Source organism: Planococcus sp. RAB007_Raresut (assembly GCF_057369535.1).
The window spans coordinates 135,708-152,840 of the sequence record NZ_JBXYIF010000007.1; the positions used below are offsets into that span (position 1 = coordinate 135,708).

General features: G+C 45.4%; 16 protein-coding genes. 3 read left to right on the forward strand and 13 right to left on the reverse strand.

The window, feature by feature from the left end:
* Nucleotides 1–4 precede the first annotated feature (4 nt).
* The 7 genes from hisG to hprK all read right to left on the reverse strand — a co-directional run bounded on the left by hisG (nucleotide 5) and on the right by hprK (nucleotide 6,221).
* On the reverse strand, nucleotides 5–619 hold the full coding sequence (hisG, locus tag AC2Q9J_RS15355) for an ATP phosphoribosyltransferase (RefSeq protein ID WP_499041301.1): 615 nt from the start codon (nucleotides 617–619) through the stop codon (nucleotides 5–7).
* Nucleotides 612–1,775, reverse strand: coding sequence for an ATP phosphoribosyltransferase regulatory subunit (locus AC2Q9J_RS15360; RefSeq protein WP_499041303.1), 1,164 nt, complete (start codon nucleotides 1,773–1,775; stop codon nucleotides 612–614). The genes hisG and AC2Q9J_RS15360 overlap by 8 nt, the downstream gene beginning before the upstream one ends.
* A 488-nt stretch (nucleotides 1,776–2,263) precedes the next feature.
* Nucleotides 2,264–2,785: an acyltransferase gene (locus AC2Q9J_RS15365; RefSeq protein WP_499041305.1), complete on the reverse strand. Its 522-nt coding sequence runs from the start codon at nucleotides 2,783–2,785 to the stop codon at nucleotides 2,264–2,266.
* Nucleotides 2,782–3,435, reverse strand: a complete 654-nt coding sequence (ppaX, locus tag AC2Q9J_RS15370; RefSeq protein ID WP_499041307.1) for a pyrophosphatase PpaX — start codon at nucleotides 3,433–3,435, stop codon at nucleotides 2,782–2,784. Before ppaX ends, AC2Q9J_RS15365 begins: the two co-directional genes overlap by 4 nt.
* Nucleotides 3,432–4,367, reverse strand: coding sequence for a nucleoside recognition domain-containing protein (locus AC2Q9J_RS15375; protein WP_499041309.1), 936 nt, complete (start codon nucleotides 4,365–4,367; stop codon nucleotides 3,432–3,434). The genes ppaX and AC2Q9J_RS15375 overlap by 4 nt, the downstream gene beginning before the upstream one ends.
* Nucleotides 4,368–4,409: 42 nt before the next feature.
* Nucleotides 4,410–5,273: a prolipoprotein diacylglyceryl transferase gene (gene lgt / locus AC2Q9J_RS15380; RefSeq protein WP_499041311.1), complete on the reverse strand. Its 864-nt coding sequence runs from the start codon at nucleotides 5,271–5,273 to the stop codon at nucleotides 4,410–4,412.
* 21 nt (nucleotides 5,274–5,294) lie between these two features.
* Nucleotides 5,295–6,221, reverse strand: coding sequence for an HPr(Ser) kinase/phosphatase (hprK, locus tag AC2Q9J_RS15385; RefSeq protein ID WP_499041313.1), 927 nt, complete (start codon nucleotides 6,219–6,221; stop codon nucleotides 5,295–5,297).
* Nucleotides 6,222–6,435: 214 nt separating this feature from the next.
* Between hprK and AC2Q9J_RS15390 the strand changes: the two genes are divergently transcribed.
* Both AC2Q9J_RS15390 and AC2Q9J_RS15395 read left to right on the forward strand, forming a co-directional pair.
* Nucleotides 6,436–6,861 carry a DUF1801 domain-containing protein gene (locus tag AC2Q9J_RS15390; RefSeq protein WP_499041315.1) on the forward strand — a complete coding sequence of 142 codons (426 nt, stop codon included), beginning with the start codon at nucleotides 6,436–6,438 and terminating at the stop codon, nucleotides 6,859–6,861.
* Nucleotides 6,862–7,009: 148 nt separating this feature from the next.
* Nucleotides 7,010–7,624, forward strand: coding sequence for a YIP1 family protein (locus AC2Q9J_RS15395; protein ID WP_499041317.1), 615 nt, complete (start codon nucleotides 7,010–7,012; stop codon nucleotides 7,622–7,624).
* A gap of 62 nt (nucleotides 7,625–7,686) precedes the next feature.
* Here the strand turns inward: AC2Q9J_RS15395 and AC2Q9J_RS15400 are convergent, their stop codons facing one another.
* From AC2Q9J_RS15400 to AC2Q9J_RS15415, 4 genes are all read right to left on the reverse strand, one after another.
* Nucleotides 7,687–8,853: a DUF4097 family beta strand repeat-containing protein gene (locus tag AC2Q9J_RS15400; RefSeq protein WP_499041319.1), complete on the reverse strand. Its 1,167-nt coding sequence runs from the start codon at nucleotides 8,851–8,853 to the stop codon at nucleotides 7,687–7,689.
* A gap of 75 nt (nucleotides 8,854–8,928) precedes the next feature.
* On the reverse strand, nucleotides 8,929–11,811 hold the full coding sequence (uvrA, locus tag AC2Q9J_RS15405) for an excinuclease ABC subunit UvrA (protein WP_499041321.1): 2,883 nt from the start codon (nucleotides 11,809–11,811) through the stop codon (nucleotides 8,929–8,931).
* Nucleotides 11,812–11,816: 5 nt separating this feature from the next.
* Nucleotides 11,817–13,799 carry an excinuclease ABC subunit UvrB gene (uvrB, locus tag AC2Q9J_RS15410; protein ID WP_499041322.1) on the reverse strand — a complete coding sequence of 661 codons (1,983 nt, stop codon included), beginning with the start codon at nucleotides 13,797–13,799 and terminating at the stop codon, nucleotides 11,817–11,819.
* Nucleotides 13,800–13,939: 140 nt separating this feature from the next.
* A complete protein-coding gene (locus tag AC2Q9J_RS15415; protein WP_499041324.1) occupies nucleotides 13,940–14,179 on the reverse strand; it encodes an IDEAL domain-containing protein in 240 nt (79 codons plus the stop codon).
* A 178-nt stretch (nucleotides 14,180–14,357) separates the two neighbouring features.
* Here AC2Q9J_RS15415 and AC2Q9J_RS15420 point away from each other — a divergent pair, with 178 nt between their 5' ends.
* Complete coding sequence (locus AC2Q9J_RS15420) at nucleotides 14,358–14,909, forward strand: competence protein ComK (RefSeq protein WP_499041326.1); 552 nt, start codon at nucleotides 14,358–14,360, stop codon at nucleotides 14,907–14,909.
* Here the strand turns inward: AC2Q9J_RS15420 and AC2Q9J_RS15425 are convergent.
* Nucleotides 14,906–15,271 (reverse strand): YhjD family protein, encoded by a 366-nt coding sequence (locus AC2Q9J_RS15425; protein WP_499041328.1) that lies wholly within the window; start codon nucleotides 15,269–15,271, stop codon nucleotides 14,906–14,908. The genes AC2Q9J_RS15420 and AC2Q9J_RS15425 overlap by 4 nt on opposite strands.
* A 166-nt stretch (nucleotides 15,272–15,437) precedes the next feature.
* The gene (locus AC2Q9J_RS15430; RefSeq protein ID WP_499041330.1) at nucleotides 15,438–17,054 is read right to left on the reverse strand and encodes an ABC1 kinase family protein; all 1,617 of its coding nucleotides are present in this window, start codon (nucleotides 17,052–17,054) and stop codon (nucleotides 15,438–15,440) included.
* Nucleotides 17,055–17,133 lie beyond the last annotated feature (79 nt).

Here is a 17,133-nt window from a genome sequence, read left to right on the forward strand (position 1 = left end):
ACGCCTACTTTCTTAAACGCTCCACGATTTCATCTATCCTTTTCTGTTTCAGCCGATAGCTGACCGGATTCGCAATAAGCCGTGAAGTGATATCTACAATTTTATCGTATTCAACCAATCCATTTTCTTTCAAGGTTTTGCCTGTCGAAACAATATCAACAATTCGTTCTGCCAAACCGATCATCGGAGCCAGCTCAATTGAACCATTCAATTCGATGATTTCAACCTGCTCCCCTCGGCTGCGGAAAAACTGCGAAGCAATGTCCGGATATTTCGTAGCAATCCGCGGAGTCATTTCATCCATTTTCGTATCCGGTAAACCTGCAGTCGCGATATAGCAGCGGCTGATTTCAAGATCCAGCAGCTCATGGATATCCCTCGCCTGCTCAAGCAGCACATCTTTTCCGGCAATGCCGATGTCGGCTACACCATGCTCCACATAAACAGGCACATCCATCGGTTTCGACAAAATAAAACGGAAACCTTCATTTGGCGCTTCCACAATCAATTTACGGGAATCGTCCAATTCCTCTGGCAAGTCAAAACCTGCCTTTACCAGGAGTTCATAGGCCTCTTCAAAAATCCGGCCTTTCGGCATCGCAATTGTCAGATTATCCATTTTCTTCACCGTCCATTCGAACAACTTTAGAGAACAGTGAACTGAATTCTTCCTGGGCTTTCACAGCAGGAGCGAATTGAAGCGTCACTCTCTCACCCGCTGTTCTTAGTGTATTCGCTTCATTATGAGCATTTTCTTCATTTTCTTCGTTGAATAAAATCAGGGTATGCTCAATACCTTCCTGTTCAGCCGGCATTGCTTCCAGCAGTCGATCGACGCGAAGACCGAAACCGGTAGCTCCAACATGCAACCCGAATTGCTTCATCAAGCCGTCATAACGGCCGCCGTTGCCGAGTGGAAAACCGCTGCCTTCTCCGTAGATTTCAAAAACCATGCCGGTGTAATAAGTCATGTGGCTCGTAAATGAAAGGTCATAAGTGACGAACTCATCTAAACCGTTGCGGTCCAAAAGGGTTTTCAGTTTGCATATATCCTCATAGAGCGACCGCTGAAAGGGATCTGTTTGATCGATCCACTGCTCCCAGTCTTCGAGACGAGTTGTGTTCATGATCTTTTTAAGAGAACTTTTCACAGCGGCGTCATCAACCAGGTTATCGACCATATTTTCGTAAGCGACTTTGTTTTTCGCCACCATTTCAGCACGCAGCTTCTCCGCCAGCACTTCATCAAGCCCATATCCCCGCAATACTTGCTGCAGCAATTGGGTATGGCCAATGACAATGCGCCCTGATTCGACATTCAGACCGCGCAGAATTTCTGTCGCTAAAAGAATGACTTCTGCATCGGCGTAAAGCGATTCATCACCGATCAGCTCGACACCCATTTGCTCGAATTCCGCAGGGCGTCCGCCTTCTCTCAATTGAGCACGAAATACATTTGAGTAGTAACCGAGACGTACAGGCATCTTCTCTTTTAATAATTTGGATGCGGCTACGCGTGCAATCGGTGATGTCATATCCGGCCGCAGCACTAATGTCTGCCCTTGATTATCCAGCAATTTGAATAATTGATTGTCAGCAATCGCCGAAATCTTGCCGATTGTTTCGTAGTATTCCAAACTCGGAGTCTGCAGCATCTCATAGCCGAATTGCTCCATTATCTTTATACCCACTTTGCTGAGCTTAGACTTCCTTTTTACGATTGAGGGAAAATCATCACGCATGCCCAGCGGTTTTTCGAACATTTGGATTGTCATAAATTCACTTCCTATTTATGGATATTTTACTTTAGTTCACTAATGTAATAAAGTAATTATTATTTTATCGTATATTATGGTTGAAGGTCAAGAATAAGGCAAAAAAATCCCGGAAGCTATTGCTCCTAGGATTTTTGGCTTGTTGAAAAAATAAAGTGAAAACCGATATTGCTCAAAACAGCTGCGCTTTCCTGGGGGCTCGAGCTGAGCTAACTCGTGCTCGTTCCACTTCGCCCGAGTGGATCTCAGCACTTCACTCGAAACGGAGTTGGAAAGCCAACTCCGTTTCTATTCCCCTGGGAGTCTTCGCTGTTTTGCTCCATATCTCAAATAGCTTTCTTAAATGAGAAACATTTAACTTCAATATCCGTTTAATAAAGTAAGCACTTAAACTCTACGCTAATCCAGAACGAAGCGGAAAGCGTCCACCTATAGCGTAATGTTTAAAGAGTTCTTCGTTTTCTCGAAAATTTTAAAAATCCCAAGAGCTACTGCTCCCGGGATTTTTCCTCGCGTTCTGCCATCTGTTCAGCTGTGTAAATGATTTGCATCGGATTGCCTCCGACAAACGCTCCGGTCGGCACATCCTTGTGCACAAGTGTAGCGGCGGAAACAATTGCTCCGTCACCTATCGTTATACCTGGCAGAATCGTGCTGTTTGCACCGATCATCACGCGGTCCCCGATAATGACATCTCCCAGACGATATTCTTCGATCAAATATTCATGTGCAAGAATCGTGGTGTTATACCCGATCACTGAATTTCTGCCGACAGAAATGCGTTCCGGAAACATGACATCCAGCATCACCATCAACGCGAATGATGAATGCTCTCCTATTTTCATGCCGAGAAAATTCTTATACAGCCAGTTTTTCATCGGCAGGAACGGTGTATAGCGGGCCATTTGGATAACGACGAAATTTTTAGCTACTTTCCAAAACGGTACAGTTTTATAAACATGCCAAAGTGAATTCGGACCGGTCACAAAATGCCGCTCGGTCTTTCTCATGCCGATTCCTCTTTCACCAATTCAAGAAGATCACTGATATGCTGCAGCATGTAGTCCGGGTTGAAAGAAGAGAGGAAATCCTCGCCTTTTGCGGACCAGGCAACTCCTGCCGTGCGGACTCCCGCATTTTTACCGCCTTCTATATCGTGGGAGTTATCTCCGATCATCAGGGATTCCGCTGCACTTGAAGACAATTCTTTCAAAGCTTTCAAAATCGGTTCTGGGTCGGGTTTAGGATTTTCGACGTCATCAAGACTGATGACCGTATCAAATAATTCCGATACCCCCATGAGTCGGAGTCCGTGAAGGATCGTGTCTCTTTTCTTAGTCGAAACAATCGCCATCTTCATTCCTCTGTTTTTGAGAAGGTAAAGCGTTTCTTCCACACCGTCATAAACCGAAACCATCTCGTCATGAAGCGCCAAATTCAGTTCGCGATATTCTTTGATCAGTTCCTCAGTTCTGGACGGCGCAATCGTTTCAAAAGTCTGTTTCAGAGAAGGCCCTATAAATTGAAGAATATCATCTCTTCCATAGCTATTCGGAAAATGCTTATCCAGCACAGTTGAAAATGTATGGATGATCAATTCATTCGTGTTCAGTAATGTTCCATCGAAATCGAATAATAAAGTCGTTATATTTTTCGTCATGCAGAAAACACTTCCTTCCGATTTTCTTCAGCTTTGCGCCATAGATACGATACAAAGATCGTCAAAGCAAGCGCGGTAACAACACGTATTGCGAGAAGCGGCCAAATCGGAATGCCGAGTGGGATGAAAATCAGCGTATCTTCTACAATCGCGTGGCAGGCCACAAGAAAGATAAAGGCCAACGTTGCGTCTTTCTTACTGACTCCATCCTCCTGAACCGCTTGGATCATGACACCCGCTCCCATCGCCAGTCCAAAAATCAGACCAGACGCCAATGTCAACGAAGTGTTTTTCTGAACGCCAAGCACTCGTGTGAGCGGCCCCATCATATCGGAAATACGGTTAAGGTATTTCGTATCTTTTAAAATTTGAATTGCAAGCATCAGCGGAATTACGATGATTGCCAGCTGCAGAACGCCGAATCCCGCTTTTTCCAATCCCAATAGGAATATAGCAAACCAGCCTTCTGGCGCAGCCACGGCTTCAGGTGTAAATCCGTATTGCGCAATTTCACCACCGCCAGGCCAAGCCAGGTTGATAATGATGCCGGAAAGTGCCGCAAGCCCGAAACGGACCACAAGGACTACCCAAAGTTTCACGCCAACCTTCAAAGCCACTCCGGTTTCGATGAACATATTATGGGAAAAGGACAACATGACCGCAAGGATAAATACTTCCTTCACTGTCAGTTCAAGTGACAGAATGCCAGCAATCCCCGCATACAAATTTAACGCGTTCCCTAAAACCAAAGGAATCGCTGCGTCGCCACTTAATCCGAATATGCTCATGAATGGCGCTACCAGATCAACGATAAACGGCAAAACGGGTGTAAATTGGAGCATTGTCACCAAAAGTGTTATCGGAAAAATGATTTTCCCCAATGCCCATGTTGTTTTCAAGCCTGCCATCAGGCCATTTTTCAAAGTCGACATTCGTTTATCTCTTCTTTCTATTCGGCAAGTTGAGTTGAGTCTTTATTTCTTTTTCGGCTTTTTATTTGATTTCTTTTTTGGTTCCGCCGGTTCATCCAGATATCTTGGCGGATTTTTAAGCGTTACTCTGCGATAGATGATCAGCACGACTGCGATGATAATCGCTAGAATGGACACGAGCTGCGCTGTTCTTAACCCTTCTATCCCAAATACATAAAGGCTGTCTGTACGCATTCCCTCGATGAAGTAACGGCCGACAGAATACCATATCATATAGAAGAAAAACATTTCCCCGCGGACAAGATTGACCCGGCGCAACAATAATAGAATGATGATGCCGACAAAGCTCCACAAAGATTCATAAAGAAATGTCGGGTGATAATAGGCTCCATCTATGTACATATGATTGATGATCCAATCTGGTATGAAGAGGTTTTCAAGAAATGCTCTTGAAACTTCGCCGCCGTGCGCTTCCTGATTGATGAAATTTCCCCAACGGCCGATTGCCTGTCCAATCAGAATACTAGGCGCAAGAATATCCGCCACTTTTAAAAATGGTGTATTGCGTTTTTTCGTAAAAATATATGCGACGATAACCGACATGATCAAAGCTCCGTGAATGGCTAATCCGCCGTTCCAAATCGCTATAATTTCTCCTGGATTGTCTTTATAATTATCCCATTCAAATATTACATAATAAATTCTCGCTCCCACTATCGCCAAAGGCACTGCCCAAATCAGCAGATCCGTCAAAAACTCCGGATGCATTCCGCGTTTGACCATTTCGCGCTGTCCCACTAAAAATGCGATAACGATACCGGTGGCGATGATTACACCATACCAATGAACACTGATTGGCCCCAAGCTGAACGCAACCGGATCAATCGACCCTAAAACTGAAAACATTTGCCGCACCTACCCATTCCTTTAATTTGTATCCATCGAAATTACATCATCCAGGCGTTTTGAAAACTCTTCGGCTGCATTGACACCCATCCGTTTCAGACGATAATTCATCGCAGCAACTTCGATTATAACCGATAAGTTCCGCCCTGGACGGACAGGAATAGTAAGCTTCGTCAAATCCGTATCGATGATGCGCATTTTTTCTTCCTCTAGTCCCAAACGATCATAAGTTTTTTCCGCATCCCATAGCTCCAGGTCAATGACCAGTGAAATCCGCTTGAATGTACGGACGGCGCTTGCACCGAATAAAGTCATGATGTCAATGATGCCGACACCCCGAATTTCCAGCAGGTGCTCAATCAATTTCGGCGGATGGCCAACAAGTGTATTTTCGCCTTCCTGGTGAATTTCGACGCAATCATCAGCTACCAGGCGATGGCCTTTTTTAACAAGTTCCAGCGCAGTCTCACTTTTACCGACGCCGCTTTTGCCGGTGATTAATACCCCTACACCATAAATATCCACCAGCACTCCGTGGACTGCGGTTGTAGGCGCCAATTGGCTTTCCAGATAATTCGTCAGCAGACTTGAAAATCTGGTTGTCGACATTTTCGTGCTCATGACCGGCACATGTCTCTTGGAAGATGCATCGATCAATTCCTGCGGCACTTTCTCATCATGGGAAACAATAATTGCCGGTGTATCATCGGTGCATAATTTCAGCATCCGGTCTTTACGGTCTGCAGCATCCAGCATCGCGAAGAACGATAGTTCGGTCTTCCCGAGCAATTGCACCCGGTTTGCAGGGTAATGAGTAAAATAACCCGCCATTTCAAGACCCGGCCGTGAGATATCGCTGATTGGTATATGGCGGCCAATGCCTTCTTCGCCGCTGATCAACTTCAAATCGAAAGTTTCCATTACTTGTTTCGTTGTTACCTGGCCCATCTTTTCCCCTCATTTCATCTCTATGAGAATTCCGATACTTCACGGGTTCCCTTTGTTTTCATGCATTAATGATATTATTTTAACATGGAAATATTGAAATTAAAGCAAACGCGCCCCTTTTCCCGTTCTTTCGATTATATCCAAGTCAAATCTGCTAAACTGTAAGTAACAGAATCTTAAGTTTTTCAAATTAAAAACGAAAAGAGGAATGGCTGTGTACGAGCAAAAAACAAAAGAAACAGACGCGGATGTTTTGGAGTTTATTGAAAGTGTCGACAGTCCCAAGAAGCGGGAAGATGCCTATCATCTGCTTGAGATATTTGAACAAACTTCAGGTTATGAAGCGAAAATGTGGGGAAACAGCATTATCGGTTTCGGTTCTTATCATTATGTATATGCGTCCGGTCATGAAGGGGATGCGCCACTTGTCGGCTTTTCCCCCCGCAAGGCGAAAATCAGTCTTTATTTCGCAACAGGTGATCAGGAACGCCAGGAACTATTGGACGATTTCGGCAAGCATACATCGGGCAAAGCCTGCGTCTATATCAATAAAGTCGATGACATCGAGGTGGAAGTACTGAAAAAGCTCATTACCCGTTCGATTCATTTTTTGCAGAACCTATATCCGCCCAAATCTTAAAAACCTGTGAGCAGTTTGTCTGCTCGCAGGTTTTCTTTTAATCGTTTTTTTTAACAGCTCCTGTTTTCTCCCAATACCGTATGGTACAATTTTACATATAGAGAAGGATTGCTTAAGGCCATTAAGAAGATACTCAAGGGGGATAAAAATGAAAACAAATCCTATACTATCAATTTGGACACAGCCTAAAGAAACTGTCCGGCAACTTATCGAAGAAAATAAAATCGGTTTGTCGGTGCTGCTTGTCATGATTGCAGGAATCGGCGGAGTTATAACCACACTTCAGGATTCCGGCTGGTTTCTTGACCTGTCTCCTGTATTATTGTCACTCGGGATATTGACTACCGGCCTCATAAGTGGCCTGCTGAATTTGGGAATCAGCACTCTTTTATATACCGGCATCGGTAAATTATACGGTGGCCACGGGAAACTGCGGGATATGGCGATTGCCATAGGTCCCATGATGATTCCACAAGTATTTGTCGTACCTGTCTTGATCATTTTCGCACTTTATTACGGTGAAAGGTTTTTCATGGTGCCTGAAGCTTTCGGTATAACTTCCATATCTCTCGGAGCTTACTTATTCTTGACGCTGCTCACGGCGACAGCTTCCATCTGGTCAATCGTCATTTCTTCCAAAGCGATTGGAGTGGTTCATGGCTTTTCGAGCTGGCGCGGTTTTGGTGTTCTTATGACCCTGCTCGGCATTGTCATTCTAGTCACATTGATCATTGTGATCGGTGTCATCATGTTCATGTTTTGACCTTATTTTAGTAAATTGAACAGAAAAAAGCGGATGCCCTGGAGGCATCCGCTTTATTTATTTTATTCGACTGTCAGATAGCGGACCAAAACAGATCCTGTTTTCGTTTCGCCATAGACGAGCATTGGTGCCGCTGTTGCTGCTCCGTCTTCTTTAGAGAAACGGACCGTTTTCTGCATAAACTGCCCTTGCTCGTGGGTATGGTCGACGTCTGATAACAGCACGTCCATTTTCCCAAGGTTGGATGATACTTGACCCTTCAATGGCAGATGGGAAGGGATATATAATTCCACATTGCCGGCCAGGGTTTTCGCTTCCACTTTCCGCGCTTCCTTACAGCGGGAAGTGACTACGACATTGCCGTTAAGCGACTTCGTCTCAATCGTTTGAATATCGCCATCCACATAAATTCGGCCGTTCAAGGTCTCAGTTTCAAGCACTTTCCCTTTAACGTCCTGAACTTGAATTGCACCATTCGCAGTTTCAAGTTCCGCATCATCAAACTCGCCGTTCTTCAGTTCGATTTTGCCGTTTGCCGTTTTCACTTTCAATAAAGACGCATCGATGCGTTTCATCGAGAATCCGCCATTGAACAGACGGACTGTTATCTGATTGAATTGCTTCGCTGGTACATAAAGAACAACGTTGACTTGCGTCGTTTTTAGCTCGCTGATGATTCGCAGCTTATTATCATCCGCGATAAACACAAACTTATCCTGGAAATCACGTTTCGCCTGTTCTTCGGATTCAGCCCGATATGCTTTTACGCTGCATTCGGCGCGCAGCATGCCATCCTGCGAAGGATAGATTTCCAGCTGCCCATTTGCAATATCCGCAATCACTGTGCTGACTTCTGCGCCTTCTTCTGCAAAAGTTTCATTAAATTGATACGCTTCACCGAAAGGCGAATCGAATTCCATCGTTTTCAACTTGCCGACGGACGTCTGCATGAATTGCATCATGCGATCGCCAATTTGGTTGATATCATTTGAAACGTTTTTCGAAAAATCCTTAGAAAAGTCTTTAGAGAATTTCTTGACCATGTCTTCAGGTCTGAAGAATCCGCGTTTTCCGCGCTTTTCCCGGCGGCCATAATCTTCTCGGCCATAAGAGGAATCTCTGCCAGAAGCCCCTCCACCGTCAATCGCTTTCAATAACTCGACTGCTTCACGTGCCGAAATTGTGCCATTTTCAACCATATCCAATATGCGTTCTTTTTCACTTTGCATGTAGTGCGGCCTCCTCATCGTTCGTTTATGAAAAATAATTTCTTATCATTGATACGTTCGGTGCCTAAAAAGGTTTCATTTTACTGTTTTTTTCCGGCGGCTTGCTTTATTGACTTTTGCTTCCATTCTTGCCCGGTCACGTTCCAGAATCGGTTTCAAATACTTCCCGGTGTATGAATTTTTAACCTCGGCGATTTCTTCCGGGGTTCCAGTAGCGAGAATAGTACCGCCTTTGTCGCCGCCTTCCGGCCCAAGATCGATAAGATAGTCGGCTGTTTTGATGACATCCAGATTGTGTTCAATCGTCAGAACAGTATCGCCGTTATCAACCAGTTTCTGCAGCACTTTCAGCAAGCGGGAAATGTCATCCGCATGCAATCCGGTTGTCGGCTCATCCAGAATATAGAAGGATTTGCCGTTTGATCGTTTGTGAAGCTCTGATGCCAATTTCACACGCTGAGCTTCACCACCGGATAATGTGGTTGCCGGTTGGCCCATCGTAACATAGCCAAGGCCCACATCGACGATTGTTTTGAGTTTGCGGTTGATTTTCGGTACATTTTCGAAAAATGAATACGCATCCTCAACGGTCATCGCCAATACATCCGCGATGCTCTTATCTTTATATTTCACTTCCAGCGTTTCCCTGTTGTAACGTTTTCCGTGGCATACTTCACACGGTACGTAAACATCAGGCAGGAAGTGCATTTCTATTTTAATAATACCATCTCCACGGCAAGCTTCACAGCGACCGCCCTTGACGTTGAAGCTGAATCGCCCTTTTTGGTAGCCGCGCACTTTCGCTTCATTCGTTTTGGCATAGACATCGCGGATATCGTCAAAAACCCCTGTATATGTCGCGGGATTTGAACGAGGCGTGCGTCCGATCGGTGACTGGTCAATATCGATGACTTTTTCCAGCTGTTCGTATCCTTTTACCGATTCAGTTTTGCCTGGTTTGATCTTCGCTTTGTTCAGCTTGCTAGCCAGTGTCTTGTAGAGGATTTCGTTGACCAGCGTACTTTTACCGGAACCAGATACGCCGGTTACGGCTGTAAATACACCAATCGGTATATCGACATCCACTTTTTTAAGATTGTTTTCGCTTGCGCCGCGGATCGATATGGAACGTCCATCCGGTTTTCTGCGTTCAGCCGGAAGCGGTATAAATTTTTTGCCGCTTAAATATTGACCGGTAAGCGACTTTCTATTTTTCATCACTTTCTCGGGAGTTCCCGCAGCGATGATTTCACCGCCATGTACGCCTGCGCCTGGACCGATATCAATCAAATAATCCGCCGCCAGCATCGTGTCTTCATCGTGCTCTACCACTATCAGTGTATTGCCTATATCCCGCATATTTTTCAGCGTATTAATCAGCCGGTCGTTATCACGCTGATGGAGTCCGATGGATGGTTCATCCAATATATAGAGGACACCTGACAGACGGGAGCCGATTTGTGTCGCCAGACGGATACGCTGTGCTTCTCCCCCCGACATGGTTCCGGAAGCCCGGTTCAAAGTCAGGTAATCGAGACCCACATTAATCAGGAAGCCCAGCCGCTCTTTGATTTCCCGAAGAATCAATAAAGAAATTTGCATATCTTTTTCTGAGAGTTCCAGATTTTTGAAGAAACTATCCGCTTCAACAATCGAGAATTCCGAAACTTTGCCGATATGCAGCCCATTTACTTTCACTGCCAGCGATTCCGGTTTCAGGCGGTATCCCGTGCATGCCGGACAAGCCTGCTCAGCCATATATTTTTCCATTTGTTCCCGCGTATAGTCAGATGAAGTTTCGCGGTAACGGCGGTCCACATTCGATAAGACGCCTTCAAAATTGATGTGATTGTCCCGGATTTGCCCATAATCATTTTCATACCGGAAACGGATTTTTTCACTGCCCGAACCGCGCAGAACCAGATTCATATGCTCTTCAGGGAGTTCACTTACCGGCACATCCATATCAATTTTATAATGTTTGCACAATGCCTTCAGTAATTGCGGATAATACTGGGAACTGCTCGGTTTCCACGGTGCAATGGCATGGTCGTTTAATGACAAGCTCCAATCCGGTACGACGAGTTCCGGATCAACTTCCAGTTTATGGCCGAGTCCATCACATTCCGCACAAGCTCCGAACGGGGAGTTGAATGAAAACATGCGGGGTTCCAATTCGCCGATTGAGAATCCACAGATCGGACAGGCATGATGTTCGCTGAACAGTAATTCCTCCTGTTCCATGACGTCCACCAGCACGCGCCCGTCACTCAGGCGCAAAGCGGATTCAAGCGAATCACTGAGACGCGGTGCAATGCCTTCCTTCATGACAATGCGGTCAATAACAACTTCTATTGAATGTTTCTTATTTTTATCAAGTTCAATATTATCGTCGAGGTCGAATAATTCGCCGTTGACTCTTACACGGACATAGCCCTGTTTTTTGATGTCTTCAAATAATTTGGCGTGCGTCCCTTTTCTGCCTGAGACGAGCGGAGCCAGAATCTGCATTTTAGTACGCTCCGGATAAACAACCAGCCGGTCCACCATTTGCTCGATGGTCTGCGAAGAAATTTCGATGCCGTGGTTTGGGCAGATCGCTTTGCCGACACGGGCATACATCAAACGCATATAATCGTAGATTTCCGTGACGGTCGCAACCGTTGAACGGGGATTTTTACTCGTCGTTTTCTGGTCGATTGAAATCGCCGGCGACAAACCTTCGATCAGATCCACATCCGGTTTGTCCATCTGTCCCAGAAATTGACGTGCATAAGAAGACAGCGACTCTACGTAGCGACGCTGTCCTTCCGCATAGATCGTATCAAAGGCAAGTGAAGATTTCCCTGATCCCGACAAGCCTGTCATAACGACCAGTTTATCGCGAGGAATGGTTATATCAACGTTTTTTAGGTTATGCGCCCGTGCGCCCTGTATCTTTATCTCTTGATTTCTCAATCCGATCACCCTTCCGCTTTCAGTTCAAGCACAGTATCGCGCAGCTCTGCCGCCCGTTCGAAATCGAGCGCTTTTGCCGCTTCTTTCATTTCTGTTTCCAATAAAGCGATCAATTTCAGGCGGTCTTCTTTGTTGAGTTTTTTGCCTGATGTCGCTTTTGACACGTATTCTTCCGCTTCTTCCGATGCCACTGTCGCTCGGATAACATCGCGGATTTTCTTTTGTATTGTAATCGGCGTGATGCCGTGTTCTTCATTATATGCCGCCTGTATCGTGCGGCGGCGGGTTGTTTCATCCATCGCTTTTTGCATTGAATCCGTTATTCTATCAGCGTACATGATAACCTGGCCGTTTGCATTTCGGGCGGCTCGTCCCATTGTCTGGATAAGAGCGCGTTCGGAACGCAGGAAGCCTTCTTTATCCGCATCTAAAATTGTCACGAGAGAAACTTCCGGAATATCAAGTCCTTCACGCAGCAAGTTGATGCCGACAAGTACATCATAGACACCCATCCGCAGTTCGCGGATAATTTCAATTCGTTCGAGCGTTTTGATTTCCGAGTGAAGATAATTCACTTTGACTCCCGCTTCTTTTAAATATGCGGTCAAGTCTTCTGACATTTTCTTCGTCAATGTTGTAATCAATACGCGCTCATCCCGTTCCGCGCGTTGGCGGATTTCGTCCATCAGATCATCAATCTGCCCTTCGATCGGACGGATTTCGATGGTTGGATCCAGCAATCCTGTCGGACGGATGATCTGTTCGACCATTTCCGGTGTGTGTTCCAGTTCATAGGGACCCGGCGTTGCCGAAACAAATACCGCCTGGTCGATATGCTCTTCGAACTCTGTAAAAGTCAGCGGACGGTTATCCATTGCTGAGGGCAGACGGAAACCATGGTCAACCAGCACTTTCTTTCTTGCCTGGTCACCATTGAACATGCCCCGTACCTGCGGCAATGTAACGTGGCTTTCATCGACCACCAGCAGGAAGTCATCCGGGAAATAATCGATCAATGTATAGGGCTGCGCACCCGCCGGACGCAAAGTCAGGTGGCGGGAATAGTTTTCGATTCCTGAACAAAAGCCCATTTCGCGCATCATTTCAAGATCGTAACGTGTACGTTGCTCCAGCCGCTGTGCTTCCAACAGCTTATCTTCAGCACGCATCTCTTTCAGGCGTTCTTCCAATTCCGCTTCGATATTTTCAATTGCCTTCACCATCTTCTCTTCACGCGTAACAAAGTGGGACGCCGGGAAAATCGCGACGTGTTCCCGCTCTCCAATGATTTCCCCTGTCAAAGCGTCCACTTCCCGGATACGGTCAATTTCGTCTCCGAAGAATTCAACCCGCAAACATCTTTCATCTCTTGATGCCGGGAAGATTTCAACAACGTCTCCCCGTACACGGAATGTTCCGCGGATAAAATTAATATCATTGCGCTCATATTGAACATCTACAAGTTTACGCAAAAGCTGATTGCGTTCGATTTCCATCCCTTTACGCAGGGATACTACGAGTTCCCGATATTCTTTAGGAGAACCCAAACCGTAAATGCAGGATACCGAAGCAATGACGATTACATCGTCGCGCTCAAACAGCGACGATGTAGCAGAGTGGCGAAGCTTATCGATTTCATCGTTTATGCTGGCATCTTTTTCTATATAAGTATCTGATTGGGGCACATAAGCCTCCGGCTGGTAATAATCGTAGTAACTGACAAAGTATTCAACCGCGTTGTCCGGAAAAAATTCCTTAAACTCACTGTATAGCTGCCCGGCCAATGTTTTGTTATGGGCCATGACCAGCGTCGGTTTCTTCACTTCCTGAATAACGTTCGACATCGTATATGTTTTCCCTGTACCGGTGGCTCCGAGCAAGGTCTGGAACCGTTTGCCATTGTAAATTCCCTTGGTTAATTCAGCAATCGCTTGCGGCTGATCGCCGGCAGGTTCATATGGAGCTTGCAAATTGAATTCCTGTTTCATTTATATAGTCCTCCCGTTTTTCAATACCTCTATTTTATCATATGCCCTAAAATTCCCCTAACAAAAAGCGAACGTATGTTTTTTCTGTTATTTAATTGAAACAAAAAAAGAACCACTCCGGAGAGCGGTCCTTTTTTCAATCAGGATTCTTCACATTTTAAAGCCTGCAATTGCTGGCTGTATCGATCGAATGCATTACGGTCGTTAGTGTCCAGGGCTTCATCTATAAGATTCATGAGTTGTTCTTCCTGCTGCGAGCGGTGTACATGCTTAAGGAAAAGATCGAGATAAATCTCGTTCAGCAATTTTTCCGCTTCAGAAATTTTCTTTGTTTGAGCCATCGCCTTCATGAAATCAGCATAAGAATAATAGTTTTCCATTCTACCTCACCCCGAATGCTTTTCATTAGTATACATGATAAATAAAAAAAGAACAATAATTATTTTGAAAATTCCAACGATAATTAATAAGTACTATTTTTAAAAATTAAAAAGATTGTATATTTTCCAATTATTATTATAATAGGTAGAGTAAAGTAAATTTTGGGGGTGTTTTAGCATGGGCCGAAAGATTTATAATCCCTTTTCCTACACAGTTTGCAATAATACATACGCGCTGATTCCACATATGGAAGGTTCACGCCTGGTGACTCGGGTACTTGAAGACCGCAGTGAATTTCTGGTCGAACAAACTGCTTACAAGACAATTACAGGTTCCTGCTCTTTTTATCGCGGCTCCCTTGAAAGTGCTACCTTATACGCCCAAAAAGCTGTAGGAGTTAAGCACAAACCGCCCATCATCATCGGGGAATATTATGGCAATCCTTTAATATTCTTTCCCACTCATTCACCAAAAAACAAAGAATCTGTCTGGTTCAATTATGATGCCATCGATTTGATCGAAAGCGATGATCGCGGAGGCAGCGTAGTCTATCTTGGAAATGGCCAATCCGTCTGTTTGGACGTTTCACCCATTGCCCTTCGAAACCAGCATTCGTTTGCCGGATCTTTGCGGCGATATTTTAAAAAAGCGCAGAATCAGCATAAACAGCAGCTGACCTACGTCACCAAACGGCCGATGCCCATCCGCACCCGGCATCCTTCTGATTAAACTTTCATTTCTGCCATTGATAAATAGATGCGTATCAGCTCTTCCACCCGGTTGCGCAAGCGCAGGTTCAAGTAACGCCGATGATCTTCATATCCGCCATGATAAAATACATATTCGGTAAAGGTATCATCTCCTGCGCCGCGCATCACTTTCATCTGGCGCTTCCGCATATGTATTTTGGTTTCTTTCAATTCTTTCTGCACCTGGCTGATGGCTCCCTCCACTAATTCCAGATAGGGACGCTTAAGTTTAAAAGAACCATTTTCAAATAAGCTCCTGTCACGTTCCAGGACAGTCAACACCATGGGCAGATAAATCATGTTTTCAAAATGGACGATCTCTTCCTGCGGAATCAAAGGCATATCCTCACCACCTTCACGAATTAGCCTTGATGTACAGACCACTGGCATGTGGCTTCAGCAATAAATATAAAAGGGAACACTTGTTCTTATTACTAATTGTACTCCCTATTTCCGGAATTGCAATACACTAAACATAAAAAACCTCCGCGCACGATGCGCGGAGGTTCTATTTTATGGAGCGGTAAACGATCAAAGATGCTACAAAGGCTCCGGAAGAAACCCATAAATAAGGTTCATGTGAAAACCATACGGAAATGGAAATCCCCGTGAAAGACAAGATGCTGAATATGCCAGCGAACATCCGGCTTTGCAGATCCCGGCGATATTCGCGCATTCGCCCATCACGGTTTTCAAGATAATTGCGCATCCGTTCCGGTTCCTCGAGATAGTTGATGACTTTCTGAGGAAAGACGCGGAGCGGGCCAGTCGAATTTAGCACCCAGCGCAAAACGTCCCCTCTGCCAAATACCTTTTCCCCTTCTTTTTGTGACGATGCCCATTCCAAAATGCGCGGCCGGGCCAGCGCCATCAGATCCACTTTCGGATTCAGCACATGCAGAACACCGACAAAAATCGAAACAGCGCGGCCGAAAAAGGCAAATTCGGATGGAAGCTGCACCGGCTGTGTCCGCACAATCTTTTGAAGATCCTGCAACAGCCTTTCTACGACAAAACTGTCCATTTCCATTAATTCATTAGACTCATAAGCAGTGACGAGCCGGGAGATCGTATCCTTCAAAACTTCCCGGTCAGCATGCGGCAAAAGAAAACGAAGTTCTTCCAGCCCATCCAAGACCTGATCATAATTTTTAAAGATGATGCCTTCGGCTATCCGCAGGACCGACTGGGAATCGGATTTCCGGATAACCCCGGTCATTCCGAAATCAATCAAAACAATGGTGCCGTCTTTCTTCAATAAGATATTCCCGCCATGCGGATCAGCATGGAATTGGCCGCCGTAAAGCACCTGTTCCAAAAACAGAATGAACAGGCGCTCAGAGATTTCAAAACGGTCCAATTCATTTTTTTCAATAAACGCGAGATCGGTGATACGCGCGCCTTCGATCCAATCCATAACCAGCACATGCCGTGTGGACAAATCATCAAAATAGCGCGGAAACTCGATACCGTCCATTTCATCAAAACGTTCCGCGAAGCTCCTGCCATTTTGCAGCTCTTGCTGAAAATTCAATTCAGCGCCGATAGTTTCTGTCATTTCTAAGTATAATTTCGTGAAATCGACTTGCTTTGTAAAGCCCGTGAATCTTTTTGCCATCCAAATGACAATGCGAACCGCCTGGAAATCCGCGCGCAAAATGCGGCCTGTGCCCGGCCGTTGCACTTTTATCGCCACTTCAGTTCCGTCTTTCAGAATACCCTTATATACTTCCCCGATTGAAGCGGAAGCGATCGCCTCTTCAGACAGGTGCGTTAAATAAGTAGTATGGGGCGTATTCCATTCCGATTCGAGAACGGCGACAATTTTCTCCCGCTCCACTGATGGCACGCGGTCCGTCAGCCCTTCCAGTTCAGCCAGGAAACTTGGCGGCATAATATCTGCCCGGGTCGACAGGAATTGTCCAAGTTTAATCATCAGTCCACCAAGTTGAAGAGCAAGAATCTTATATTCCTTGGCCATGCCGGTAACAAGTTTGTTCCATTTTTCTTCAACAAGCGGATTCCAATTGCCGCGGTGGCGTTTTTGGAAGAACGTTGCCCGCATAAAGAATTTTACAGCCATAAAAACTATTCGGTAAACACGTATAAATGTAATCTGATTCATAAGCGGGGTCCCTCCTTGAGTTCATTATAGGGACTGATGGCGGAATAGTCCAAAAAGTGGTATGTTTTTATATGGATGG

Excerpts from the sequence above, each read along its gene's own strand:
- hisG (WP_499041301.1), bottom strand. The coding sequence starts at position 619 with ATGGATAATCTGACAATTGCGATGCCGAAAGGCCGGATTTTTGAAGAG.
- AC2Q9J_RS15360 (WP_499041303.1), bottom strand. The coding sequence starts at position 1,775 with ATGACAATCCAAATGTTCGAAAAACCGCTGGGCATGCGTGATGATTTT.
- AC2Q9J_RS15365 (WP_499041305.1), bottom strand. The coding sequence starts at position 2,785 with ATGAGAAAGACCGAGCGGCATTTTGTGACCGGTCCGAATTCACTTTGG.
- ppaX (WP_499041307.1), bottom strand. The coding sequence starts at position 3,435 with ATGACGAAAAATATAACGACTTTATTATTCGATTTCGATGGAACATTA.
- AC2Q9J_RS15375 (WP_499041309.1), bottom strand. The coding sequence starts at position 4,367 with ATGTCGACTTTGAAAAATGGCCTGATGGCAGGCTTGAAAACAACATGG.
- lgt (WP_499041311.1), bottom strand. The coding sequence starts at position 5,273 with ATGTTTTCAGTTTTAGGGTCGATTGATCCGGTTGCGTTCAGCTTGGGG.
- hprK (WP_499041313.1), bottom strand. The coding sequence starts at position 6,221 with ATGGGCCAGGTAACAACGAAACAAGTAATGGAAACTTTCGATTTGAAG.
- AC2Q9J_RS15395 (WP_499041317.1), top strand. The coding sequence starts at position 7,010 with ATGAAAACAAATCCTATACTATCAATTTGGACACAGCCTAAAGAAACT.
- AC2Q9J_RS15400 (WP_499041319.1), bottom strand. The coding sequence starts at position 8,853 with ATGCAAAGTGAAAAAGAACGCATATTGGATATGGTTGAAAATGGCACA.
- uvrB (WP_499041322.1), bottom strand. The coding sequence starts at position 13,799 with ATGAAACAGGAATTCAATTTGCAAGCTCCATATGAACCTGCCGGCGAT.
- AC2Q9J_RS15415 (WP_499041324.1), bottom strand. The coding sequence starts at position 14,179 with ATGGAAAACTATTATTCTTATGCTGATTTCATGAAGGCGATGGCTCAA.
- AC2Q9J_RS15420 (WP_499041326.1), top strand. The coding sequence starts at position 14,358 with ATGGGCCGAAAGATTTATAATCCCTTTTCCTACACAGTTTGCAATAAT.
- AC2Q9J_RS15425 (WP_499041328.1), bottom strand. The coding sequence starts at position 15,271 with ATGCCTTTGATTCCGCAGGAAGAGATCGTCCATTTTGAAAACATGATT.
- AC2Q9J_RS15430 (WP_499041330.1), bottom strand. The coding sequence starts at position 17,054 with ATGAATCAGATTACATTTATACGTGTTTACCGAATAGTTTTTATGGCT.